The 23,155-nt window shown below is 57.5% G+C and carries 20 protein-coding genes, 1 tRNA gene and 1 pseudogene; 4 read left to right on the forward strand and 18 right to left on the reverse strand.

Translation table 11 applies throughout. The annotated features are described in order from the left end of the window. Positions 1-77: 77 nt before the first annotated feature. The 3 genes and pseudogenes from IPP35_02350 to IPP35_02360 form a co-directional block, all read right to left on the reverse strand. Entirely contained in the window at positions 78-818 is a 741-nt protein-coding gene (locus IPP35_02350) for a succinate dehydrogenase/fumarate reductase iron-sulfur subunit (GenBank protein MBL0057968.1), read from the reverse strand. Beyond that, positions 815-2,727 (reverse strand): annotated as a pseudogene (locus IPP35_02355) (fumarate reductase/succinate dehydrogenase flavoprotein subunit). The gene IPP35_02350 and the pseudogene IPP35_02355 overlap by 4 nt, the downstream one beginning before the upstream one ends. Beyond that, on the reverse strand, positions 2,724-3,434 hold the full coding sequence (locus IPP35_02360) for a succinate dehydrogenase cytochrome b subunit (protein MBL0057969.1): 711 nt from the start codon (positions 3,432-3,434) through the stop codon (positions 2,724-2,726). Before IPP35_02360 ends, IPP35_02355 begins: the two are co-directional and overlap by 4 nt. 711 nt (positions 3,435-4,145) lie before the next feature. Here IPP35_02360 and IPP35_02365 point away from each other — a divergent pair. Continuing rightward, positions 4,146-5,087, forward strand: a complete 942-nt coding sequence (locus tag IPP35_02365; protein MBL0057970.1) for a hypothetical protein — start codon at positions 4,146-4,148, stop codon at positions 5,085-5,087. Between the two features lie 21 nt (positions 5,088-5,108). On the opposite strand, the gene IPP35_02370 is transcribed toward IPP35_02365, so the two are convergent. Both IPP35_02370 and IPP35_02375 read right to left on the reverse strand, forming a co-directional pair. Continuing rightward, positions 5,109-5,528 carry an SET domain-containing protein-lysine N-methyltransferase gene (locus tag IPP35_02370; GenBank protein MBL0057971.1) on the reverse strand — a complete coding sequence of 140 codons (420 nt, stop codon included), beginning with the start codon at positions 5,526-5,528 and terminating at the stop codon, positions 5,109-5,111. 199 nt (positions 5,529-5,727) lie between these two features. Next, the gene (locus IPP35_02375; protein ID MBL0057972.1) at positions 5,728-6,219 is read right to left on the reverse strand and encodes a glutathione peroxidase; all 492 of its coding nucleotides are present in this window, start codon (positions 6,217-6,219) and stop codon (positions 5,728-5,730) included. 246 nt (positions 6,220-6,465) lie between these two features. Here IPP35_02375 and IPP35_02380 point away from each other — a divergent pair, with 246 nt between their 5' ends. Beyond that, positions 6,466-7,548 (forward strand): CapA family protein, encoded by a 1,083-nt coding sequence (locus tag IPP35_02380; protein ID MBL0057973.1) that lies wholly within the window; start codon positions 6,466-6,468, stop codon positions 7,546-7,548. 2 nt (positions 7,549-7,550) lie between these two features. Here the strand turns inward: IPP35_02380 and IPP35_02385 are convergent, their stop codons facing one another. Genes IPP35_02385 through IPP35_02395 form a run of 3 tightly spaced genes read right to left on the reverse strand, consistent with a single transcriptional unit; the run spans position 7,551 to position 9,986 of the window. Beyond that, a complete protein-coding gene (locus tag IPP35_02385; protein MBL0057974.1) occupies positions 7,551-7,877 on the reverse strand; it encodes a hypothetical protein in 327 nt (108 codons plus the stop codon). A gap of 55 nt (positions 7,878-7,932) precedes the next feature. Continuing rightward, complete coding sequence (locus IPP35_02390) at positions 7,933-9,594, reverse strand: hypothetical protein (protein MBL0057975.1); 1,662 nt, start codon at positions 9,592-9,594, stop codon at positions 7,933-7,935. A gap of 8 nt (positions 9,595-9,602) precedes the next feature. Beyond that, complete coding sequence (locus IPP35_02395; GenBank protein ID MBL0057976.1) at positions 9,603-9,986, reverse strand: hypothetical protein; 384 nt, start codon at positions 9,984-9,986, stop codon at positions 9,603-9,605. Positions 9,987-10,220: 234 nt separating this feature from the next. On the opposite strand from IPP35_02395, the gene IPP35_02400 reads away from it, so the two are divergent. Beyond that, a complete protein-coding gene (locus tag IPP35_02400) occupies positions 10,221-10,577 on the forward strand; it encodes an EthD domain-containing protein (GenBank protein ID MBL0057977.1) in 357 nt (118 codons plus the stop codon). A gap of 201 nt (positions 10,578-10,778) precedes the next feature. Here the strand turns inward: IPP35_02400 and IPP35_02405 are convergent, their stop codons facing one another. The 9 genes from IPP35_02405 to IPP35_02445 all read right to left on the reverse strand — a co-directional run bounded on the left by IPP35_02405 (position 10,779) and on the right by IPP35_02445 (position 21,862). Next, a complete protein-coding gene (locus IPP35_02405; GenBank protein MBL0057978.1) occupies positions 10,779-11,897 on the reverse strand; it encodes a DUF2914 domain-containing protein in 1,119 nt (372 codons plus the stop codon). 158 nt (positions 11,898-12,055) lie between these two features. Continuing rightward, complete coding sequence (locus IPP35_02410; protein MBL0057979.1) at positions 12,056-13,033, reverse strand: NAD(P)H-quinone oxidoreductase; 978 nt, start codon at positions 13,031-13,033, stop codon at positions 12,056-12,058. Positions 13,034-13,052: 19 nt separating this feature from the next. Next, positions 13,053-14,348: a hypothetical protein gene (locus tag IPP35_02415; GenBank protein MBL0057980.1), complete on the reverse strand. Its 1,296-nt coding sequence runs from the start codon at positions 14,346-14,348 to the stop codon at positions 13,053-13,055. 470 nt (positions 14,349-14,818) lie between these two features. Beyond that, positions 14,819-15,430: a hypothetical protein gene (locus IPP35_02420; GenBank protein ID MBL0057981.1), complete on the reverse strand. Its 612-nt coding sequence runs from the start codon at positions 15,428-15,430 to the stop codon at positions 14,819-14,821. 180 nt (positions 15,431-15,610) lie between these two features. Further along, positions 15,611-17,629, reverse strand: coding sequence for a DUF3488 domain-containing protein (locus IPP35_02425; GenBank protein ID MBL0057982.1), 2,019 nt, complete (start codon positions 17,627-17,629; stop codon positions 15,611-15,613). Next, complete coding sequence (locus tag IPP35_02430; protein MBL0057983.1) at positions 17,626-18,684, reverse strand: DUF58 domain-containing protein; 1,059 nt, start codon at positions 18,682-18,684, stop codon at positions 17,626-17,628. Before IPP35_02430 ends, IPP35_02425 begins: the two co-directional genes overlap by 4 nt. Continuing rightward, positions 18,681-19,610 carry a MoxR family ATPase gene (locus IPP35_02435; protein ID MBL0057984.1) on the reverse strand — a complete coding sequence of 310 codons (930 nt, stop codon included), beginning with the start codon at positions 19,608-19,610 and terminating at the stop codon, positions 18,681-18,683. The genes IPP35_02430 and IPP35_02435 overlap by 4 nt, the downstream gene beginning before the upstream one ends. 823 nt (positions 19,611-20,433) lie before the next feature. Next, complete coding sequence (locus IPP35_02440; protein MBL0057985.1) at positions 20,434-21,318, reverse strand: transposase; 885 nt, start codon at positions 21,316-21,318, stop codon at positions 20,434-20,436. Between the two features lie 466 nt (positions 21,319-21,784). Then, positions 21,785-21,862, reverse strand: a tRNA-Asp gene (locus IPP35_02445). Positions 21,863-22,162: 300 nt separating this feature from the next. On the opposite strand from IPP35_02445, the gene IPP35_02450 reads away from it, so the two are divergent. Next, entirely contained in the window at positions 22,163-22,615 is a 453-nt protein-coding gene (locus tag IPP35_02450; GenBank protein ID MBL0057986.1) for a hypothetical protein, read from the forward strand. Here the strand turns inward: IPP35_02450 and IPP35_02455 are convergent. Beyond that, complete coding sequence (locus IPP35_02455; protein ID MBL0057987.1) at positions 22,584-23,075, reverse strand: glycosyl-4,4'-diaponeurosporenoate acyltransferase; 492 nt, start codon at positions 23,073-23,075, stop codon at positions 22,584-22,586. The two genes, IPP35_02450 and IPP35_02455, sit on opposite strands and share 32 nt — an antisense overlap. Positions 23,076-23,155 lie beyond the last annotated feature (80 nt).

A 23,155-nucleotide genomic window follows, 5' to 3' on the forward strand; every position in this document is an offset into this window, starting at 1 on the left:
GCGCGTGCCCAGGAAAAGATCATCCGCTCCGTGGGAGCGGGAAAACTCCTCTGGACGTTAAAGAGGCGGCTTGGATTTTATGGGAGGGCGGTTTTGAGGTATTCGCGGTTCAATTGGGCGATGAAATCCACGGAGATTTCTTTGGGGCAGACGGCTTGGCATTCGGACTGGTTACTGCAATGGCCGAACCCTTCCGAGTCCATCTGGGCCACCATTTGCCGAACCCGTTCCCGGGCTTCGATTTTCCCCTGGGGCAGTTGGGCGAATTGCGAGACTTTGGCCGCCACGAACAGCATGGCGGAGGCGTTCCGGCAGGCCGCCACGCAGGCTCCGCACCCGATGCATTGGGCCGCGTCCATGGCCCGGTCCGACGCTTTCTTCGAAATGGGGATCGCGTTGGCGTCCGGAGTTCCCCCGGTCCCCACAGAAACGAATCCCCCGGCTTGGATGACCCGATCGAAGGAGGTTCGGTCGCAGACGCAGTCTTTGACCACCGGGAACGCTTTGGCGCGCCAAGGCTCGATGGTGATGATTTGGCCCTCGTGAAATTTCCGCATGTGGAGCTGACAGGTGGCCGTGGCCTGATGGCCCCCGTGGGGGACTCCGTTGATCACCAGGGAACAGGAACCACAGATGCCCTCGCGGCAATCCGAATCAAAGGCGATGGGTTCCTGGCCCTGTTGGATGAGGCCTTCGTTGACGACGTCCAGCATTTCCAAAAAGGACATGTCCGGGCTGATATCGACGGCGGGATAATCCACCAGGCGGCCGGGTTCCGACGCGTTTTTCTGACGCCACACGCGCAGGGTCAAATTCATTTGTAGCTCCTCTGCTGAAGATGGACGTTTTCAAAGACCAGGGGCTCTTTGTGAAGTTCCGCGGGGCGCCCCACCCCTTTGTGTTCCCAGGCCGCCACGTAGGCGAAATTCGCGTCGTCCCGTTGGGCTTCCCCTTCCGCTGTCTGATATTCCTCGCGGAAATGTCCGCCGCAAGACTCCTTCCGATGCAAAGCGTCGGCGCACAGCAGTTCGGAAAATTCCATGTAATCGGCCACCCGCCCGGCCTGCTCCAGAGCCTGATTGAAATCCTCTCCTTGACCGGTGACCATGACGTTTTTCCAGAATTCCTCCCGCAGGGCGGGAATCCGTTGGAGCGCTCGGTTCAGGCTGGCCTCCGTGCGCGCCATCCCGCACTCGTCCCACATGATTTTTCCCAGTTCCCGATGGAAAGAAAGCACGGTCCGTTTTCCCCGGATGGAAAGCAACCGGTTCGTTTGCTCCCGGATCGATTCCTCGGCTTTCTTGAACTCGGCATGGTCCGTGGTGACCGGTTCCCGTTTGACGGAAGCGAAATAATGGCCGATGGTGTAGGGCAGGACGAAATAGCCGTCCGCCAGCCCCTGCATGAGGGCGCTGGCGCCCAGCCGGTTGGCCCCGTGGTCGGAGAAATTGGCTTCGCCGATGACGTGCAGTCCCGGCAGGTTGCTCATGAGGTTGTAATCCACCCAGAGCCCCCCCATGGTGTAATGGACCGCCGGGTAGATGCGCATGGGCGCCTGGTAGGGGTTTTCCCCGGTGATGCGCTCATACATATCAAAGAGGTTCCCGTAACGCTCGCGAACCACGCCCTCGCCCAAACGCTTCAGCGAATCGGCGAAATCCAAGTAGACCCCTCGGCCCCCCGGTCCCACCCCGCGGCCCTCGTCGCACACGCGCTTGGCGGCGCGGGAGGAAATGTCCCGGGGAGCCAAGTTGCCGTAGGTGGGGTAGAGCCGCTCCAAATAATAGTCCCGTTCGCCTTCCGGTATATCGCCGGGGGCCCTTTTATCGTTAGCCGCCTTGGGAACCCAGACACGCCCGTCGTTCCGAAGGGATTCAGACATCAGCGTCAATTTGGACTGATGATCGCCCGATTGGGGAATGCAGGTGGGATGGATCTGCGTGTAGCAGGGGTTGGCCAGGTAGGCGCCCTTTTTATGGGCGCGCCAGATCGCCGTGGTGTTGCAGTTCTTGGCGTTGGTGGACAGAAAGAAAACGTTGGAATAACCGCCGGTCCCCAAAACAACGGCGTCGGCGGCGTGGGATTCGATGGCCCCGGTCACCAAGTTCCGCACGACGATGCCGCGGGCCTGGCCGTTGATCACCACCAGATCCAGCATTTCGGTTCGGGAAAACATTTGCACCGTTCCCAGCCCGATCTGGCGGGACAGGGCCTGGTAGGCGCCCAAAAGCAATTGTTGGCCGGTCTGGCCCCTGGCGTAGAACGTGCGGGACACCAAGGCGCCGCCAAAGGAGCGGTTGGAAAGAAGCCCCCCATACTCCCGAGCGAAGGGAACGCCCTGCGCCACGCACTGGTCGATCACGTTGGCGCTGACCTGGGCGAGCCGGTAGACATTGGCCTCGCGGGCCCGGAAGTCTCCCCCCTTGACCGTGTCGTAGAAAAGCCGATAAACGCTGTCGCCGTCGTTCTGATAGTTCTTGGCCGCGTTGATGCCCCCTGGGCAGCGATGGAGTGGGCCCGGCGCGGACTGTCCTGATAACAGAAACATTTCACCTGGTAGCCCAGCTCCGCCAAAGAAGCGGCCGCCGAAGCCCCCGCCAAACCGGATCCCACCACAATGACGCTGTAGCGCCGCTTGTTGGCGGGGTTGACCAGTTTCATATCAAACTTGTGTTTGTCCCACTTCTCGGCGATGGGTCCGGATGGAATTTTGGAATCCAGTATCATGGAAGTCCCCCAGTCGGCAGACGGATCAGGCCCAACAGCACCCCCGCCGGGATGGAAGCAAAACCTAAAAAGAGGAGCCCGCCCGCCAGGGCGGCCGCCGGTCGAACCCGCCGGCGAAGAGTTTCCGATTGAACTCCAAGGGATTGGAACATGCTGTACATCCCATGGGAAAGGTGCATCCCGAGGAGAAACACCCCCGCCGTATACCAGGCGCTTATTCCGGGACGCATGAAGCCCAGAACCACCATGGAATAAACGTCATGGCGCCCTTGAGCGTCCACCAAATAGCGGTATTCGGGATGGGTCAGGAGCCAAGTGAAGTGACAAAGATGGTAAACGACGAACGCGAAAACAATGAGGCCGGAATAGACCATGGTGCGGGAGGCGTAGGTGGCTTCCTTATAGCTCTTCACGGCATACCCCACCGGCCGAGCGGCCGCATTCTCACGGCTCAAAGAAACGGCCGTCGCGATATGGACGGCGACCATGGCTAGCAATCCTCCGCGCACCAGCCAGAGGAGTTCGCCCGTGCTTTTCAGGAAGGCCGCGTAGCGGTTCACGGCCTCTTGCCCCAAAAACATCTGGAGGTTGCCGATGAGATGGCCGACCACAAAACCGACCAAGGCCAAGCCGGAAACGCCCATCAGCACTTTCTTGCCGGTGGACGTCCATAAAAAGAAAGGAGTTTTTTTATCGTTTGTTCTCATGCGAATGGATTTTGAATGTTTTTTTGGAACCGAACGCCATGCTAGCATTTTTTTAAAGTAGGTTCCCCGCGCCGACTAAACGGCGGATTTTTTTCGACCCGTTCGTGTGCGGCCGAATTCCAGCCGCGAAGAGACATCTCTTCCCTTTTGTGCTTTTAATTTGTGAAAATAATGTTGGTATCTCTTTAGCGGACCGTTGCATCCGACGGAGTATGCCTTTTGTAGTGGCCCCATTTATGGGGCCACCGTTTTCCGGGGCGAGTTCCTCTAACGGAAGACCGCCCGATAAATCGGGCAACTACAAAAATCGCTTCGAAACGCTAAAGAGACACTGAAGATGCTTGAAACACTTATGGAACCGGGAGTCTTTCCCTGATGGCTCTCCTAGTGACTGGATTCGTTTTGTTCTTCTTCGTTTTCTGGACGATCATGGTTTACAACAAACTCGTTCAATTAAAAAACATGAAGACGGAGGCCTGGAACGGCATTGATGTCCAGATCAAGCGACGCGACGAGCTGTTCCCAATCCGGTCCGGACCGTGGAAGGTGACGCTCGCCACGAGAAGGATTTATTTGAACGCATCAGCCGGCTTCGCGCCCTAAGCGGTGGAGGCGGGTCGTAAATTTTCTGGTGGAACTTATGTTTCGGTCTGGTGTCAAAGGATCAACGGTTCCTTTCGCAAGATCCCCCGACAAGGAGCGGGCCCTCCCATGAAATTCAAAGAAATAGCCGCGGTCGGTTTGATCCTTTTACTCGCCTTGGGCCTGGCCTTTGTCGGTGGGAAGCGCTATCAACTCTCCCGGAAAGCCCTGGGCCATTATTATGACCGCATTCTGGTTCAGGGGGATCGGCCCCAGGAAGATTTTCTTCTCGTGTTGGAATTGAGTCGCGTGGAACAGGCGCTGACGGGGAAGTATTCACATTTTTATGACGCCCGGTTGTGGTGGCGCGGCCAGGTTTATCGAAGGCGGGACGCTTTTTCCTCCCTTTCCCATGAAATCCAAACGGGAAAGCTCTTCTCTCAGATCGCCTCTCGTTCGGAAAAGGAATCCACCCAGGAACGGGTCGATCTCACTTTCCACATGGATCAGAAAACAATCCACCTGGTTTTGACCGGATTGGAAAGCGATTTCATCGTTAAGAACCGGTTGGAATATCTCCGGTTCTTGAGCGTCGGGCAAGCCCGTCTCACCCTGGATGAAAAAACCTTTGCTGGCCAGGCCGTCGTTGACAAAGTCGCCTCCACCGACGTTTCGGAATCCTCCGCGCAAGGAATGGACCATATTCGCCGAACGAACCACAGCCTGATGCTGTGGGACGAAGCGCACAATTTCTATGGCATTGATCAATCCATCGTGCCGACCCCCAACCCCAGATATCCCCCTCACTGCTGGGTTTTGCTGAAAGACCATGCCAAAGGGAGCCTGCGGAAAGGGTTCAAGGCCAACGTCCAGGTCAACAAAGACCCATTAGGGACTCCGACCCTATGGAAAATCGAAATACCGTATTTGGATGGACCGAAGTTGACCTTGAAATTCGTCGGTGAACTTTCGCGGGCGGGAGACGTGACGGGAAGGGTGGCCGGCGAAGTCCAAGACGGTCGTGGGATCCGTAAGGTGGTCGGCTACGGAAGTTACGACGACATTTTTTAGAACAAAACCCGTGCGACCGTTTTATTTTTTTTCTAGCCGGACCCGGTGACGGGAGGCCACGATGATCCCCGCGCACTGGGAGGCCCCGCAAAGGCAGGGGGCCGGGTCGTCGCGAAAGGAATAGCCGTAGTCGTAGGTGATCTCTTCCCCCTTTAATATCGGGCGAAGCGACCTCAGCCAAATCTCCCCTCCGGCATTTTCACTTTCGGCGTTCGGGGCGCAGGAATGGTTGGCGTGTCGGCCCAGATTCCATTTCACGGACCCATCCACGGCCTCCCGCCGGTTCACCCGAAAGACAAACGTGTTTCCTTCCGCCGCCGCTCGGCGCCCTTGCTCCAGCGACAACCGAGGCCCGCTGTATTTCACCATCCGGGTCCCCGCGGGAATATCGGTCCGGGCGAAAAGCCCGTTCCCGTGAATGCCCGACCCTTTGGCGAACACCCACTGGTTGTTATCGCGTTTTGCGCGATTTGTCAGTTTAGCTCTCCGAAGTGATTTTTGTCGTTGCCCGATTTATCGGGCGATTGTTCGTCAGAAGAACTCGTCTTGGAAAGAGGTGGCCCCATAAATGGGGCAACTACAAAATGCATGCTCGGTCGGGTGCATCAGGCGTTAGAGAGAAGGAGCCAAAACCAATCGTTTATTCGTCGAGGGCGGCCTCGACGGCTTTTTGAAGGTTGTCGGAGAGGGGATCCTCCCGGCTTCCAAAACGGGCCACGACATGGCCTTGCCGGTTGATTAAAAACTTATTGAAGTTCCAAGAAATGCCGCCGGAGAATTCGGGGTTCGTCTCCGGCGAAGTCAACCACTGGTAAAGAGGGTGTTGATCCTTCCCCTTGACGGAAATCTTGGAAAACATCGGAAAAGTGACGCTGTATTTTGTGGTGCAGAAGGATTTAATCTCCGCGTCGGACCCCGGCTCTTGCCACAGAAAATTGTTCGCCGGAAACCCCAGCACCGCGAACCCTTTGTCCTTGAATTTCTGATACAGCGCCTCCAACCCTTCGTATTGCGGCGTAAACCCACAACGGCTGGCAACGTTGACGATCAAAAACACTTTCCCCTTGTAATCGGAGAGCGGGGTCTCCTTCCCATGGATGTCTTTCATGGTGAAGTCATAAACCGTATTCATTTTTTTCTCCTTGCCCAGAGCCCCGAGGAACGGAACGCTGAGGCACACCCATAAAACCAGAGACGAGCGGAAGCCGATTTTTCCCATGGCACTCGCAACCTCCCTTTTTATAAACACGCCAAAGGCTTTCCAGCTCCCAAAGCGCCTCATTCCCGTGCCCTATTGTATGAATAATAGACCCAACGGCGTTGAAGCGAGGGATCGAATGACCCTTGCCAAACTTGAAAACGGGCCCCATACTTGAGCATGCGGGGAACGGCGGCTTTCATTTTCGTCGTCCTTTTCCCGGCCGCCTTAGCGGCCGAGCCCTCCACGAATTCGGTTTCGAGCGCGGAACCGGAGTGGACCCTGGTGGCCGGCGGTGACGTGATGATGGCCCGAACCATCGGGGTGCGGATGGGCCGGAATGGCGCCGCGAAGGCCTTGGCAGGCGTGGGATCCATTCTCTCCAAGGCCGACATCGCCTTTTGCAACCTCGAATCCATCCTGGGAACATCGGACAATGAAAAGATGTTCCCGGAGAAATGCTACAACTTTCTCGCGGCCACACCGACGGTCCGCGCGCTCACGACCGCCGGTGTCGACACGGTTTCCCTCGCCAACAACCACGCCATGGATTATAACGGAAAAGCCTTGGCTCAAACCCGCCTCCTTTTATGGAAGCAGGGGATCTACCCGTTTGGGGCGGGCAAGGATTCCGTCCAGTCGCATCTTCCGGCCACGTTTGTCGTCCGCGGAACGACCGTGGCGTTCTTGGGATACGGCATCGCGCACTCCACTTGGGTTTGGTCGGGGGCTTCCCGGCCCGGCGTTTCGGCGTTGGACCCGCGCCGAATCCGGCAAGACATCCGAAAGGCGCGGAAGGGGGCGGACCTCGTCGTCGTCTCTCTCCATTGGGGAGAAGAATACAACCATTATCCCTCCAAGAGGCAAATTCAACTGGCCCATGGCCTTGTGGAGGGAGGCGCCGATATCATCCTGGGCCACCATCCCCACGTGCTCCAGGGGGTCGAGGAATACCAGGGAAAAGTCATCGCCTACAGCCTGGGGAACCTTCTTTTTGATCAAAAAAAGAACGCCCAGGACGAAAACATTCTTCTGCGGATTTCGTTGCAAAGGAACCGGGTCCGGCGGGTGGAATTGGTCCCCGTGGATCGGCGGGAGGTGTTCTACCCGGCCGTGGCCATGGGGGTGAAGGGAGAAAAGATTTTATCGGATGTTCAGCGCTACTCTCTTCCTTTGCAATCCACCGGGACCCTCACCGGCTTGATCTCTTTCGCCCTGCCGGCGGAAGCCCAACCGCCGAAATACGCCGAGGCCACGCCGTAGCCCTATTGAATTCGGGAGAGGGTGCCTTGGCTCGCGTCGAAACGGACCTGGGCCCCCAACGGGAATTTGGCGTTCGGAACGAAATGGACCATCACCGGGAGTCTTCGTTCCCGCGCCAGGATGGCCAGGTGGGACAACAACCCGCCGTTGTGGGACAGGATGCCCTGAATCCTGTCGAAATAAGTGACGAGGTTCGGGGACAGATTTTCCGAAAATAGGACCATTTTCTGGTCCTTCCGCTCGGGGGATCCCAACTCATCCACAGTGACCAAAAAACCTTCGGCCGTGCCGGCGGAGACGCCCAGGTATTTTCCCGTGGGGACCATCACACGATGAGACAGGGGACCCGGAATATCGAATTTATTGAATTCCTCGTACCTTTTTTTACGCTCCGTCCAAACCGCCTCCCGAGCCAGACCTTTGGCGGATTTCCTCCCACCGAGCGAAGTGAACGAGCCTCGCATCCTTTATTCCTTTCCCGCGGGCCCAATCCAAAACCGCGCGGCGGAGTTTGTTCACTCCCCTCACCGTCAGCCATCGACCCCATTCCCGCAACCGCGCAGACCGAAGCGCTCTTCGAACCGGCGTCGCCAAACTCTTCTTATTTTTTTCCGGCAAGGCGTCCCACCCCCCGGGAGACGGCTTTTGAATCGGGTCCAAGCACCGCAGAAATTCCGTTTCGTCCGCGAGATCGAGGCTGTTGCCGAGCCAACCGATCTCTCTTATTTCTGGAATCCCCCCCTCCGCGGGGGCCAACAGAGGCCCGCCGGTTTGCAAGATTTCCGAAACCTCCGCCTCCCCCTTTAACGCAATTTCCAGACTTTTAACAGCGATGCCGGCCAAGAGGTTTGTCTCGAAAACAGATTCATAATCTTCCAGAAACCTTGCCAAGACTTTCTCCGGAGATTCGGCCGCCCAAGGCGCGGCCAATTTCGCTCGGAGTTCTTCTTCCAAACGTTGGATCGCCCTATCCGTGAACCGCGCTGGCAGAAGCGACAAGGCCGCCAGGTTTTTGATGGTCGCCCACCACCCGCCGGAAAAGGTCATTCGAGGGGTTAAGGTGGGAGAGTTCACCACGCTGTAAGAAGGCAAGAGACTCTTTATTTCTTTCTCTTTATCCACAAACAGTTCATTCCCTATTTGTTTAAAAAAGTCAGTGTCCCGAAAATCAATGCCGAACCGCCGATAAACGCCGGCCACCGGGCCCGTGTCTCGATGAATTTCTTTCAAAACATCCAGGGTCAATGAGGTCGGACGCGGAGCCATTTCAGTCACAGGGCTTTTGTCATAAAGAAAGGGCTCCTGTGAAGGTAACACGCTGACCAAAAACAGGATCTGCGCGTATTGGTTTTTGGAAATGGAGGTAATGGGCCGGGATTGAAGAATATGGAGGATCCCCGCCTGGAGACACCATTCGATGTCCTGGGGCGCGCCAAACAATTCTTCCACGGCCTTGCAGGTTTCCAGCAACTTGGCGAAACCCGGGATTCGCGCGGCGGTCGGAGGCAAAGCGTGATTCCAAAGCAGGGAAAGGCGCTCCGCCTGAATTTCTCCACCCACCAATTTCTCGCCGCGCCCCTGATGATATTCGAAAACCATTTCCCGCCCCCCCTGCGGGTTGCGGGTAAAGCAAACACCCGAAAAGTCGGGCTCAACGAAGGACTGGACAAGCAGGGAAAATTTGTTCATTTGGCCCTGGAGGACCCCATCGGCGTGATCCAAAACCTCCCGGATCGCGTCAGAAAGACCGGCGGGAGGGACGCCGCAACGGGTTTGAAACTGGCCCGCCATGGAGGTTTGATCCCCGTCTTCGATCAGCGCGCTGGAACGCACCGCGTAAGTTTGAGCGTCCAAGGCGTTATGGATTTCTCCGGTCGTTTCCATTCGGAGGCCCACATCGCGCCGGATAGCCTGGCAATCCTCCGAGGGGATGGCGACAAAGGGCGGAACAGGGAACCCGGCGTCCAGACACTTCTTTAGGCGTAGGGTCTTTGACCCGATGCCTTTGTGAGCGGATTGAATGTTCGAAGGCGCGAGGAGGGTCAATGGTGATCCTAGGGAACCGCCCTGGCACCGGGCGTGGCAGGCGGGGAGGATTTAACTTCTATTTTTCTTCCATCGTTTTTCCACTTTTTTAATTGCATGTCGTAATAAATTATTGAAACGACGTAAGAAAGCGCAAGGCAGAAACAAACCCCGACGATCACGAGAACCGCCCATAGCCATTTTTTTTGTTTCACCTTTTCCCACCGGGTTTTAAAAAAGGTTCGAACCATCCCGACACTTGAAAGGATGAACAGAAGGCAAAACCCCAAAAATTGCGGGATTTGGGACCCCAGATTAAAAATGAAATCCGGCGGCGGAATCGCCTGGGCGCTTGAAGGAAAACCGGCGACAAAAACCACCAGGGACATGAACATCCATTTTTTATTTCTCAAAATGGACCGCCTCCCATAGCTCGATCTCCGCGCGTCGCGCAATCAAAAGGGTCGACTCCAGGTGGACTTTCCCCTGCCCCGGGACCGCTCCTTAAACTTAACCCCGGGCCAAACGCCCGTCAATGAGATTTTTTTTAAAGACGGCGAATTAACCTTGACAGATGAATAGACTGAGGATATCCTCCTAAAGTCGCCGCTTTTGGGGCGGCAGACTTCGTTGCACGGGAGGATCCCTTGATTCGATTGATCACGTGTTTGCGGCGGCGTTCGGAGATGACCAGCGAAGAATTTATTGCGGAGTGGGAAGATCCTAAAACGAAAATGTTATTCGACGGAGCGGTGAGCGCCCTTCAGCCCGCGAAATTTGTCCGGAACCGGACCTTGGTCGTGAAGTTTAACCAGGACCTCATGGAAATGCGGAACAGCGAAGCCCCCTTCGACGCCGTGGTCGAATGGTGGTGGCAAGGCACCCAAGCCTTAAACCCGAAAATGGAAACACCGGAAGCCAAGGAAGCCCTCAAGGCCCTGTTCCAACATCAGAAGACATTCATCGATATCGAGAAATCCCCTTCATTCTTTACCGTCGCGTAAATCGGACCCGAGTTTGAGAAATTCCCGCGGTGGAGCCCCTATCGTGGGGGGCGCCTTTGGGCTAGGCGAGCCGTTCATTTTTGCGCGATAGGTCCTTGTTGGTGCCCCTCCTATCGCTTTCATCCCAGGCGTGGCCGCTGGGATATCGGCCGACTGTTTTGAGAAGCCCAGGCGCCGGGGCGCGATAACCGTTCCTTACAATTATCGAATTTCTGCTTTAAAGCGCGCGGGGTCGGGAGGCTCCACGGAAGTTCGCAGGCGGAAATGGGTACGGCCGATTTCTCGGCCGTCCGTGGTCTCGACCTTCACGCGCCAATCCCCGGGAAAATAATTTTTCTTGAAAGAGTACCCGCGAAAACCTTCTTTGCGACCGCCCACGATTTTCAAGGGGATCCGGTCCGAACTCACCCAGCCTTGACGGGGATCATGGAAAAACCAATGGAGCGTGAGTTCATCGGAAAACCGCGCGGGAGAATAGATCTGGGCGAAGAAAAAGACCGCCTCGCCGGACCGGGCTTCAAAGTCTTGATCGCCCTTCCGCCACAGAGCCCAAACGGGACGCTCGTGATAGAGCCAGTATCGGTTCCCCAGTTTTTCGACGCGATGATAAATGCCCATGTGAACCACCGCGAGGGGGACCGGTGGAATCCAGCCGAGGAAATAAAAGGCCGTGGTCAATACCCCAAAGGCCGCAGATGGAAGCAGAATCCGGCGGACCACCATGCGCCGGTCGGGGATTTTTTTGAGGACCCAGCGCGCCATCCCAACCATGACAAGCCCGGCGCTCCCCAGCGACAAGGCAAAGGGAACTCGCCCCACGAAACCCAGGAGGGTCGGCCAGAGCATGGAAAAAAACGAAAATATGCAAAGCGCATAGAGCGCCACTTTGAGGCCCAGACCGGCGGATTGCACAATGGGCAATTCGTTCGCCACAAGGATCCCCAGGATGAGAAGAATAAAAATGAGCGAACTGGCGAGCGACGCGCTTTTTAAGAAAAAGAGAGAGTACACGCTGATGAGACTCCCCAACATGAAATGCATGAGGAGAACGCGGTAAGTCCAGATTTTCTCCAGCCAGCGCGGGGGCGCCCATTGTTTGGCATCGAACAGGAGATCTTTATACAGGAACCAACCGATGAGACCCAGGTAGGCCGCTTGCTGGGCGATGGAGAAAAGATTATCGACGGTGGACAGGGTGAGGACATCAAAAATAAAACCGCCTAAAAAAAAGGCGATGTTCAACCGGTTGTCGTATCGTCGATAGAACTCCTGCAGGCGGTTTTTCCAGTTTGCGGGGTGGGGACCAACGGCGGCGATCATTCCGCTCATCTTACAAAATGGGGGTCATGCCGGATTGACCAAAGAGGCTTGAGGCGTTTAACTCCTTTTTCTTAGCGGTCTTGAAGACGTGGCTCGTATCGGATGATTTTCGTCATTTGTCTTGGAGGCTTGGGAGAAAGCCTTCACTCCGACTTTTTTTACACCGACGGTCCGATGGATAGAACAACTTTGCCGAAGGTCTGATCCGAGGCCACCAGATCCAACGCACGAGCCGCCTCCTGGATCGGGACCACGGTGTCGATGACCGGCACGATGCCGCCGTCCTCGATCCGGGGCCACACCACGCGTTCAAGATCCTCCATCACCGCCGTTTTTTCCGTCACGGACCGGCTTCGCAAGGTCGACCCGATCAGGCGAAGGCGTTTCATCAGCAGCACGCCGATCTCGAGTTCGGCCGCCGATCCGCCCATCAACCCAATGACCACCAAACGGCCGCCCGAACGCAGACTGCGCAGATTGGGCTTCAGATAAGCGCCCCCCACCGGATCCAAGATCACATCGAATCCCTCTCCGTGGGTCCATCCGGCCACCTGCTCGGAAAAGGGACCGGAGTGACGGTTGGCGCCTCCGGCGGCGCCGAGCGCCAGACAACGCGTCAGCTTGTCATCGGTGCCCACGGTGACAAAGCACGGGTTGTGATTCATCTTGCACAACTGGATTCCTGCGGTGCCCACGCCGCTGGCACCCGCGTGAAGCAAAACCCGCTCGCCTTCCAAGAGGCGCGCCTCCATGAAAAGATTCAGATACGCCGTGGCGAACACTTCCGGCAGGGCGGCCGCCTGTTCAAAGCCAAGGCCCCGCGGAATGGGGAGGACTTGCCCGACGGGGACGTTCACCCGCTCGGCGTATCCTCCTCCGGTGAGAAGAGCACACACGCGATCACCCGCTTTATGGCGCGTGACCCCAGCCCCCACCGCCATCACCACCCCGGCACATTCAAGTCCAAGAATCGGACTGGCGCCAGGCGGAGGTGGATAGAGGCCCGCCATCTGCGCCAAATCGGCTCGATTGACTGCCGAAGCGTGATTCTGGATTAAAACCTCGCCCGCGCCGACAACGGGGTCGTCCACGTCCTTCCACTGAACTCTTTTGTCTTGCACAACGACGGCTTTCATGGTTTTTTAAAAATCCCCGCTAATTCTTCTGAAAGGGGACGGGGTCAAATTGAAAATAGAAAAGGTTGCTGTGGTCCTTCCCCGAAGTGACGGCGATGAAATACGGCCGTTCGGGGTCGATGCGATAGGGTTTCACGGGACCCAGGTTGGACTGGGGAGAGTCCACGGTAATTTTATCGACCGCCCATTCACGAATGGTGAGCTCGAGATACATGTCCGGACCTCCGACGATCACCTTCTTTTTTTGGTTCGGACGGTTCCCAAATTCGCCGAAAAGGACGAATCCTTTTTTCCATGGGACGAACGACGGGATCAAACCGGCGATTTTCATGGCGGAGGGCCCCCGTAGGGACGGGAACTCCCCCCGATTTGATTCGTTAATCCAGATTTTCTGGAACGGAATCCATTCCTGCGCCGCCGTCCTGGCTTTCGTTTTTCCATCGTCTTCCAGCAAGGTCGCGACCAACTGCAGGCTGGTGGAACAGACATGAGCCTCTTCGGTCGTGTGACATTCCAGCCGACTCACCTGTTTCCCCGGGAAGGCCTGTTTCCTTTCCCCACCGCCATGATCATCCGTATCCAAGGAGATCCAAAGGCTTTTCCCTTCAAAACCCGTCGGAATAAAATATTCCAGTTCGAAAGCCGCCGACCGTTTGTCTTCACGGACAAGAGTGAGCTTGAGGATCTGTGGTTCCGCGCCCATGGGGGCCGTGTTCTCAAAGAGGACCGCTCCCGTTTCGCTGGACGTGGAAACGAGGGGCGGGTGGAGAGTCGGGATTCTCCACCCCTGGACAGGGGTCGGTGCCGTGGCCACGGCGGATTCGCCCCCCAAGAGATCTTGCTGAACGGAGGAGGTGGCGGCGCCCAGGATTTCGCCCGTCTCCACCGCCACCAGCCAGGCGTGGATATCCCAAAAGGACTTTTTTCGGTCGGTCAAACTGCCGTAAACCAGGGCGTCCACCCCCAATATTTTGCCGATGCGTTTGGTGGTGGCCTCGTCCAAAAGTCCTGTCATGCCCAAGGTCAGTTCGTGTTTCACGGAGTCCAACCGGTCGCGCTCAACCACCACGACGTCGCCCCTGGTCACGAAGGCATAGATGAACCGCTCCTGCGCCACACGCCCGGCGATGGCGCCTTGGCCATTGACCAAAGTGAACTCAAGAACCGCCAGGCGTTTCACCTTGGCCGTTTGGGCGACAGCGGCCAGCTCACCGGCCATTTTTTCAAAAGAGTCCGTGGCGGCATGCCCCCCCCAGGGGACGAAAAGAAATCCCAGCACAAAGAAACCACATAGACGCCGCGCGAAGAGGGTCATGGGACCTTGGCGCGGACCGGGGAGCGGTGGAACCGATGACGATGGGGTGAATGGTTCAGCATATCGACAACGAAATGATACCGCATTTAAAACATGCCGGCTGTCCCTAAGTTCGGGGATCGGGGCGAACAGATAATTATTTTCCAAATCAAACCCAAGGCCGCCATTGGCTGTTTTAATCTTGCGGCCCCTTTTGGTCATCAGGCGCCGACGTTGGGTTTGGCGGGCCATGAATCCATCCCTGGCTTCTTCAAGGTTTGGTTTGAACAAAGCGCACCCAAGCGCCGCGGACAGCGGGGTCAGGTGGCTCATTCACCCGGATAATTCAGCCGGAAATAAAACCACTGAAGCCCTGGCTGACCAGAGCCACTTCAGGGAAAAAAGGACGGCCTCCCTCACAAGCCGGCGTTGGAGAATATTTCCCTAAAAAGGTTTTTGGAGGGGCGCAGGTCCCTCTCCCTGCCCGTTTGTTACATGCGCAAATGGGCGACAACGTTGAAAGAGCCGCCGCCGTTCACATCGCCCACTCTGAAGAAAAAATGTTGATAGTCTAGGCTCATGCCCAACATGGCGCCCTGGGAAACTTTCATATCGAAGCCCAGGCCCAGTAGCAATGTGGGGCTTATATCTTCTTGGTTGGAGCCCTGAACGACAGCGGGTCCAGCCGTAGTTGCATCATTTATATTCACTTGCGTGCGCGCTAAACCCAAGCCCGTTTTAACAAACGGCGAGGCGCCCCCCCCGGTAGCCATGCTGTGGTGGGTCATCAACATGGTGCTTAAAATGCTGACCGAGGTATCCACTTGATCCTTGGACGCTTTTCCGAAAGAATAATAGCTGACCCCGACGCCATAGCTGGCGTTTGGATCCGACTGTTGCATCACTTGCGCCCCAAAGAAAAGGCCTGTGTCGGAGATGTCCCCCAGATCCCCCACCACCGGGATCGCCAGGCCAATTTGAGAAAAGACCGTTGTTGCCTGCGGCGGCATTTCTGCCGGCGCCGAAAACGCGCTCCTACTTGCAAACCCACTTAACAACAAGACAAACCCAAGCATTGTCAAATTCTTTTTGATTGGCGACATTTTGATTTCTCCTAAGTGTAAGATGAACTCCAAATTTCGTGGCACGCCCTAGAAAATGCGGTGGAACGCAGGTGATCCACCTTTGACCTTTATCCGCTTCATTATTTCAAATTTCGGATGGTTCCTATCAAATAGCCTAGGTTGCGGGTGGCGTTGTCCGGGTTCTTTTGGGCTAACAGTTCAGATCGATCGACGGAGGGTTCGAAGAAGGTCCTGGACGCGGACGGTTTCTTCTGCGGTGAGGGTGTGAGCGCCGAATCGGACCTGGTGGTAAAGTGCCGTGAGTCGACCGAGGGCGGAACCGGGGGGAGCGGCGAGGCGGGCCTGGAACTCGGCGGGGGTCTCGGCGGGGGCGCGTGGGTAGCCGCGACGTTTCAGGTGGCGCAGAGCGTCGTTATAAAACTTAATTTTCGAATGGCGCGCCGCCGGTTTTCGTAACGAGCGTCGGCCCCATAAAACCGCGGCGGTCATAACCAAGGCGCCACCGAGGGCGCCGATCCAGAGCGCGCTTCCCGGGATCCGGCCCGTGCGCGACCCTTGGTTCCATTGACGTCGAAAGGATTGGAGGCCCCCCTCGATCCGTTGCGACGTGGACCACGCCCCTAGCGCCATGTCCTTTTGGGATTCCAAGTCGTAACCCAACACATGGACCGCCCAGAGAAAGTTGACATAGTCCAAACGTTCGCGCCAGCGGCGCCATAAACCTGGGGGGGCCGGAGCGTGGCGGTTGACGGGCGTGGGATCGAACGGGGCCCAGAGATTCCCCACCCAGGCTTCGACCCAGGCGTGGGCGTCCTGGGCGCGGATCACAAAATAGCCCCCGTCCAGATTCCGCTCATGGGCGCGGAACCCCGTGACAATTCGGGCCGGGATCCCCTCCAAACGAAGCATTACCGCCAGGGCGCTGGCGAAATGTTCGCAATGCCCGCGTCGAACATCGAACAGAAAAGACTCCACCGGGTTTTCGCCGGTCACGGCCCCCTCTAAACTGTAGGTGAAATCCTGTTGGAGCCGCTGGGTCAGCCGTTTCGCGGTTGCCGCGGGAGGTTCCCGTTTCACCACCACGCGACCTGCGTAGGCCTTGACTCGGTCCCAATTCCCGCTGGGAAGGGCCAAGGACTTTTCGAGGAGCTCTGGGGAAGCCGTTTCCGTCCCCGGGATCGGATCGGAAAACACCGTGTAAGCCAATCGGCCGCGATGGTCCGCCGGTCGGGCCAACGTGCGGTCCTCCCCCGCGAAGATCCGCGGCAGGGACACCTCCAGACGGCGGGGCCAAGGCGCGGCGAAAAGCGTGCCGGAATCCACCGCCTCCAAATAGATCCTCTGCCGACGAATGGCGCGGGGTCCGGGACCAGGGGCGGGCAGGGTGAACCGGTTTACCACCAGGCGCGGGCCGCGGAGAAGAACGGGAACGCCTTTTTCCGCCGTCCAACGGACGCCGTCGAACCGGGTGAGGGTGGTGCCCCGAAGGTATCCGTCCCAGGGGGCGGGGGTTTCCACCCGAAGGACAACGCGCGGGTCTTGATATATTTCTCCCGCGCTCTGTAGATTAACGGACTCGGTGTAACCGGACCGGCGGAGGGGGCCGAGAAAGGTCCCTTGGAAAACCGCCGCCGACCACCGCGGAAAAAGAAGGAACATGAGAAACGACAGGACAAAAGCGGAAAACAGCGTCACCCCCGCTGTGCGGACCAGGGCCGGCATCATGGGACGGGGGTTGGCTTCTTCCCCTCGGGATTCCAAACCCGCGAGGGTGAAGAGGGCCAGCGTCACCGAGGCCATGACCGTATAGGCCAGGAAGGCCATCAGAAAACTAATGTTCAAGGAGAGGGAAGCCGCGGCCAGAAGAACGAAAAATGAAAGAGCCGTGATCTGGCGGAGGTCTTTGAGGTCTTTCACGAAGGCCCCCTTTGTTAATAGAAAAAGAACCAAAAAATCCGCGATGACCAGGAGGAACGGGTCCCGTCGGAAGAGGAGTCGCGCGAGGGTGAGAAGCAGGAGCGCCGTTGCGATCAAGGTTTGAATTCGGTCCGCCCGCGGAAGACGCCGCTTTTCCTCAGCGACAAAAAGGAAAATCCAGAGGAGCGGAAAAACAGCGGTACGCAGGGGATCCAGTTCCCGCGTGAGCACGAGGGCGGCCACGGCCACCCCGGCGAGCGTCCAAACAACCCGCCGCAGGAGCAATGACAGAGCCGTCACCGTTTCCCCCAACGACGCCAAAGCGCTAAAACGGAGAGGGCCCCGTCGACGGGGAGCGGCGCCGTCAACGCGTCGGGCTCAAAAAGGGCTAAACGGGTCAGAATCGCCCGACGAACGGACGGTCCCGACGCGGGGGGCACGACCCGATCCCCTTCCACGAGACCCACGGCGAACCCGGCGTCCCAGTGTCGCAGGGCGAGCGTGGCCGCAAAGGAAACGGCGTTTTCACGGTCCGCCAGGGAGAGATCCCCCCAATCCCGGGCGGCGCCCAGGTTAAGGATGAGCCGCCGATCGGTTTCCTGTTCCGTTTCCTGGACGATCAGCCGACCCCGACGGGCGACGCTTTTCCAGGCCATTCGGCGGGGGCTGTCCCCCTGACGGAAATCCCGCAGTCCCCAAAACGTTTCTCCGGGCCCCCGGCGGGGAACCGACCGGCGCGGGGCCCCGGAATCCGTCCATAGGGCCCCACGGGGGAACGGCAAGGGAGCGGGGAAAACAACGTGGTCCTCCCGGGGCGTCAGACGGAGTGATTTTTCAAAAAAACCGAAGGGGAAGGAGGTCCCCACGCGGATTTCCAGGAGGGTCCAGCGGCCTCGGCGGTCGGGGTGGAAAAACATGTCCCGCGAACGTTGACCCTTCGGCGGGATAAAGAGGATCACGGACGGACTGGATTCACGGTCGGGGACCCCAGCCCGGCCGAACCGGACCCAGACTTTCAGACCCAGCAGGGGACGCGCCGACCGGTTTTTCAGGATGAACCGGACCGGCGCGGGCCGTCCAGCGAAAAGGTCCGCTGGGATCAAATGATCCACGACCACGGCCCGAAGCATGGATTCGGAAACGAGTCCCGAGGCCAGAATAAGTCCCAGGAGCAGACCAAAAATAACGTAGAGGAGATTGTTCCCCGTGTTCATGGCCGCGAACCCGATTCCCAGAGCCAGAAGGATCACCTGGCCCCCCAGCCGCGTGATCCGCAGAACCCGCGGCGGACGCCAACGTTCACGGAAACGGCGCCAGGCCCCCCGCCATCGGTCGCCGGTAATCGGCGGGATCAAAGAGGAACCGGCACCCGGGCCAACAATTCTTCCACCACGCGCCGGGCGGCTTCGCTTTCAGGCTCGCCGTCCGATCCGCGAGGAACCACCCGGTGGGCCAGGACGGCCACAGCCAGGGATTTGATGTCATCGGCCAACACGTAGTCCCGGCCTTCCAGGAAAGCGTTGGCCTGGGCGGAACGGCGAAGGGCGAGGGCGCCCCGCGGACTGGCCCCCAGTTCCAAGAAAGGGGATTCGCGGGTTTCTCTGACCAGGGCCAGGACATATTCGTCCAAGGCCGGATCCACGCGGACGGCCCGGACTGATTCGATTCCTTTCCGCATGAGCACGGCGTCCGCGACGGGGGCGAGCCGCTCGGCCGCCTGGGCATCGATGCCGTTGCGAAGAATTTCCAGTTCGTGGGCGGGGTCCGGGTATCCCATCGTCACCCGCATCAAGAACCTGTCTTTTTGGGATTCCGGCAAGGGGAATGTTCCGTGATGCTCGTGGGGGTTTTGGGTGGCGATGACAAAAAAAGGGTGGGGCAGAGGGCGGGTGGTTTGGTCCGTGGTCACTTGGCGCTCGCTCATGGCTTCCAGCAAAGCGCTTTGGGTTTTGGGGGAGGACCGGTTGATTTCGTCCGCCAACACAACGTTATGAAAAATCGGTCCGGGCTTGAATTCGAAAGATTGGTCCCGCGGATTAAAGACGGAAACGCCCAGGATGTCGGTGGGGAGCAGATCGGCCGTGAATTGGATGCGCTGAAGGGAAAGGCCCAGCGTTTTGGCGAGAGAGAGGGCCAAAATCGTTTTCCCCACGCCGGGGACATCTTCGATGAGGAGATGCCCCTCCGCGAACACGCAGGCCAAGGCCTGGCGCACCACGCGGTCTTTCCCCCGAACGACGGAGGTGATGCGATTTTCCAACTCTTTAACGGAATCGGTCATGGCGGTCCTCTCTGACAACAACGGAGCCGGATTTTTGTTCCCGGACACTCTATTCCTTTGGCCAGTTGATCCAACGACAAGGAGTATCGAATTTCATTTAGCTCACCAGCGGGTTTCGACTCCGGATTCAACGAGGGTCACCGGCGACGGTTCAGAGTCGAGACGGGACGGGATACGCCCGCAAACACCGTCAGCGGTTCCATCCGCCAGTCCGCCCGCAGGGCGGCGTCCACCCATCGCCACGTAGGGTCTTCCCCCTCTCGCGCGGCGTTCCGAACGGACCAGGACTAGGACTAGGGGACGGAGACAACTAATCAATTAAGTAGCTCCCGCGACTCCGGACGGTCATTCAGCCATTGTTCGCCTCGTTCCCGCACCTTGCTGGCGGCCGCGGGAAACATGCGGGTGGCCTCGCTCATTCCCTTTGCGGTCCGCCCAAATTATTCCACCCCCACGTTCATTCATTATCAATTCAAGAAACAAGACCGGCCCCCATTCCGTCTCTCACCACCCCCGCTCCCGGGCTCGTCGAGAGAGGGCGCTGAAGGCTTTTTTATCTGAGCCAGAGCCGGGAAAGGTTCGCAGGCCGATGGTTCCCAAAAATTCTAAAAAAGCAGGCGAGCTAATCCCCTAATTTAGGCTGGCCACCACCGCCGGGTCCAAATCGGTCATGAAGGTGAAAGAAACAAGGTAATGGGGACGGAGGCAACTAATCAATTAAGTAGCTCCCGCCACGCCGGATGGTCATTCAGCAATTGTTCGCCTCGTTCCCGCGCCTTGCTGGCGGCCGCCGGGGACATGCGGGTGGCCTCGCTCATGCCCTTTACGGTCCGACCAAAGTATTCCACCCCAAGTAGATCAACGCCGACTTGGCCCGGGAGACCTCCGCGGTCCGACCCCGCGAAAAAAGTGCTCGTTCGGGAATCCCGGCCTTTTTCGCCACCGCCAACGCCATCGTTCGAAGGTCCTTCCCTTCCCGCCGCAGTGTGTTTTTCGCCTTCAACTTGGCTTCCGTGTCCTTCAATACCTGCGTGACAAAATCCCCTTCCCCTAATACCCGAGAATCGCCCTGTTGCCGGTCCCCTTCCCTCCGCGCTTGCATGACCGCCTGCACGCCTCCCAGGCTCCGCAAAAGGCCACCTCCCACCAATTCCGGTCGACGTCCCTGGTCTTTCCCCTCCTCCATGAACCTCCGATACCGCCCCCGCGAACCAAAACAATCCAAAACCGATCCCGTCGCCTGCCAGGGCCGTGAAATCCTTCCCAAAAGGGCGCTGTGTCCACAGTAAGGATATTGATCCAACTCCGAAAGGGTTTTCACTACCCCCGCGCGCAGTGGGTTTAAATGAATGTATCGAACCAATTCCGTGAAGTAGGGATCTTGCTGGCAGACGATCGACTTAAAGCGGTTTTGAAAGAGATATCCGGAGCGCTTGTGCCGCGCATTAAATGCCACCGCATACCCCGACATCAGGCGCCGCATAAACCGGGAGAGACCTCCGGAACCCGTCCGAATCAAGAAATGAAAATGGTTGGGCATGAGCGCCCAGGCCAAGATTTGGTTCGGACTCTTCTCCAACGACGTTTCGACGCGGGAGAGGAAATCTTCGTAATCCGACTTCCCGGTGAAAATCACGCGTCGTTCCAAACCACGCGCGATCACATGGTGAAACAACCCAGGGGCATCCAGCCGGGCTTGTCGGGGCATGCTCTTACGGTATCAAAAGACCAGCGCGCTATCAACAAAGTTGATTAGTTGTCTCCGTCCCCTAATTTTTCTCGGACTATCTGGAAAACCTGCTCTTTAAGGTCAAAAATCAAACCCAATGTGTTAACTCGACGGGATTAGAACCTTTACAACCAAAAGTGGATTTTTCAGTTCAAAACGTCCAAAACCATTTAAAAGGCATTTTGAGAATATGCGCGCGCAAACCCGGGATTGAAAAAAGCCTGGCGGTTCGAGGGCACATTCAAGAGATCCGTTATTCCAAAGAGAGAGTGTGTGTGGACGTCCGAATTGGCCGCCCGCCCGTCGGTGAATCGAGTTTCGGACAGACGTCCTCCGCCGCGACTCTTTCCGTTGTGCCTTCCTCTTTTTCGTCCCCTGAAATAAGGAAAGGGCCTGTCCGCAAATCGCAGACAGACCCTTTTCCTCAGTTTGACGCTTTCGTAAATGGCGGGGTCGACGGGATTTGAACCCGCGGTCTCCGCCTTGACAGGGCGGCGTGTTAACCGAGCTACACCACGACCCCAAAATGGGACAAAAAAAACGTGGCACAGGCCACGTGTCTCGAAGAGTTTACCAAAATACCATGGCCAAATCAAAATTTTGGTGGCGCTGGGGGGTAGATGTATTTACTAATATTAGCCTTATGAACTTGGCGCGGAGATTCGTTTTATTGTTTGTTTTGGTGGGGATGGCGGTGGGTGAGGGTTGGGCGGATGATATTTCTCAAGTGGAGAGGGCAATTGAGACTTGGGATCGGGGGCTTTTAAGTGAGGCCCTCGTTGGTCTCGATGCTCGGGCGAAGGGTTCCCCTCAGGATGCGCGGGTGGCCTATTGGCAGAGCGTGGGGGCCTTTCATACGGTTTTGATGGATAAGCCCTCGGACGATGTTATTGCGTCTGTTTTGGAAACGGTTCGGAGGGCTTATCAGCTGGACCCCGCCCAACGGGAAATCAATGCCATGCTGTGCGTGTTGTATGGCATGCGGATACAGGCCAACAAGATGCGCGCGGTTTGGTTGGGACCCCGGGTGATGAGTCACAGCAAAATAGCCTTGGCGTCGCCGGAAAACCCCCGGGCGGTTTATTTGGTGGCCACGTGCCGGTACTATGGGGGGCGGGGAAAGAAGGATTTTGAAGAGGCTTTGCGGTTGTTGAACCGGGCGGAGGGGTTGTTTGATGTTGAAAGCCATCAGCCTCCTTCAGAATCAGAACCCCGGTGGGGGCGCGGGGAGTGTTTGCGGTTTATTAAAATAGTGTCGGACAAATTGGGGCGATGAGGCGGGTGAGGCGGAGGCGGTTGTAGCGTTGGACGAGGATGCAGGGGAGGTTGCCTAAAATTCCGTAGGCCACCATGAGGCCGCCGACCCAGGGGCGGTTCCATAGGAAAAAGAGCGGGGACGCACACATTCCGATCCAATGGGACAGTTCACCGCGGCAGGTTTCCAAGATAAAACGCTTTAGAAAATCCGGTGATCTGGAAGAAAGAGAACTTTTTTGGAATCCGCCTTTAAACCAGGGGCCGGCGTCGGGCAGGTGATCTTTCCAGGATTTTATGAGGAGAGCTTCATAGGTCCGACCGCCGCGCTCCCAATTTCTCTCCCGAAACAGCCAAGCCGTTGGGTTGAACTTTTGACCGTCGAGCGAGACCATTAATTTCGAGACGCCCAGTTGGATCAGGAGCCAGGCCGCCACGTCCAAGGCCAGCGTGACGGGCAGGGGAAAAAAGAAAATCCTCATTGGTTCGTTCGACCTTTCCAGACCAACGGTTGACGAAACACCAGGGCCGTGAGCGATCGGAGAAAGACAACAACAAAGTA

Source organism: Elusimicrobiota bacterium (assembly GCA_016721625.1).
Classification (GTDB): domain Bacteria; phylum Elusimicrobiota; class Elusimicrobia; order FEN-1173; family FEN-1173; genus JADKHR01.

Excerpts from the sequence above, each read along its gene's own strand:
- IPP35_02350 (MBL0057968.1), bottom strand. The coding sequence starts at position 818 with ATGAATTTGACCCTGCGCGTGTGGCGTCAGAAAAACGCGTCGGAACCC.
- IPP35_02360 (MBL0057969.1), bottom strand. The coding sequence starts at position 3,434 with ATGAGAACAAACGATAAAAAAACTCCTTTCTTTTTATGGACGTCCACC.
- IPP35_02365 (MBL0057970.1), top strand. The coding sequence starts at position 4,146 with ATGAAATTCAAAGAAATAGCCGCGGTCGGTTTGATCCTTTTACTCGCC.
- IPP35_02375 (MBL0057972.1), bottom strand. The coding sequence starts at position 6,219 with ATGAATACGGTTTATGACTTCACCATGAAAGACATCCATGGGAAGGAG.
- IPP35_02380 (MBL0057973.1), top strand. The coding sequence starts at position 6,466 with ATGCGGGGAACGGCGGCTTTCATTTTCGTCGTCCTTTTCCCGGCCGCC.
- IPP35_02405 (MBL0057978.1), bottom strand. The coding sequence starts at position 11,897 with ATGATCGCCGCCGTTGGTCCCCACCCCGCAAACTGGAAAAACCGCCTG.
- IPP35_02410 (MBL0057979.1), bottom strand. The coding sequence starts at position 13,033 with ATGAAAGCCGTCGTTGTGCAAGACAAAAGAGTTCAGTGGAAGGACGTG.
- IPP35_02415 (MBL0057980.1), bottom strand. The coding sequence starts at position 14,348 with ATGACCCTCTTCGCGCGGCGTCTATGTGGTTTCTTTGTGCTGGGATTT.
- IPP35_02420 (MBL0057981.1), bottom strand. The coding sequence starts at position 15,430 with ATGTCGCCAATCAAAAAGAATTTGACAATGCTTGGGTTTGTCTTGTTG.
- IPP35_02435 (MBL0057984.1), bottom strand. The coding sequence starts at position 19,610 with ATGACCGATTCCGTTAAAGAGTTGGAAAATCGCATCACCTCCGTCGTT.
- IPP35_02440 (MBL0057985.1), bottom strand. The coding sequence starts at position 21,318 with ATGCCCCGACAAGCCCGGCTGGATGCCCCTGGGTTGTTTCACCATGTG.
- IPP35_02455 (MBL0057987.1), bottom strand. The coding sequence starts at position 23,075 with ATGAGGATTTTCTTTTTTCCCCTGCCCGTCACGCTGGCCTTGGACGTG.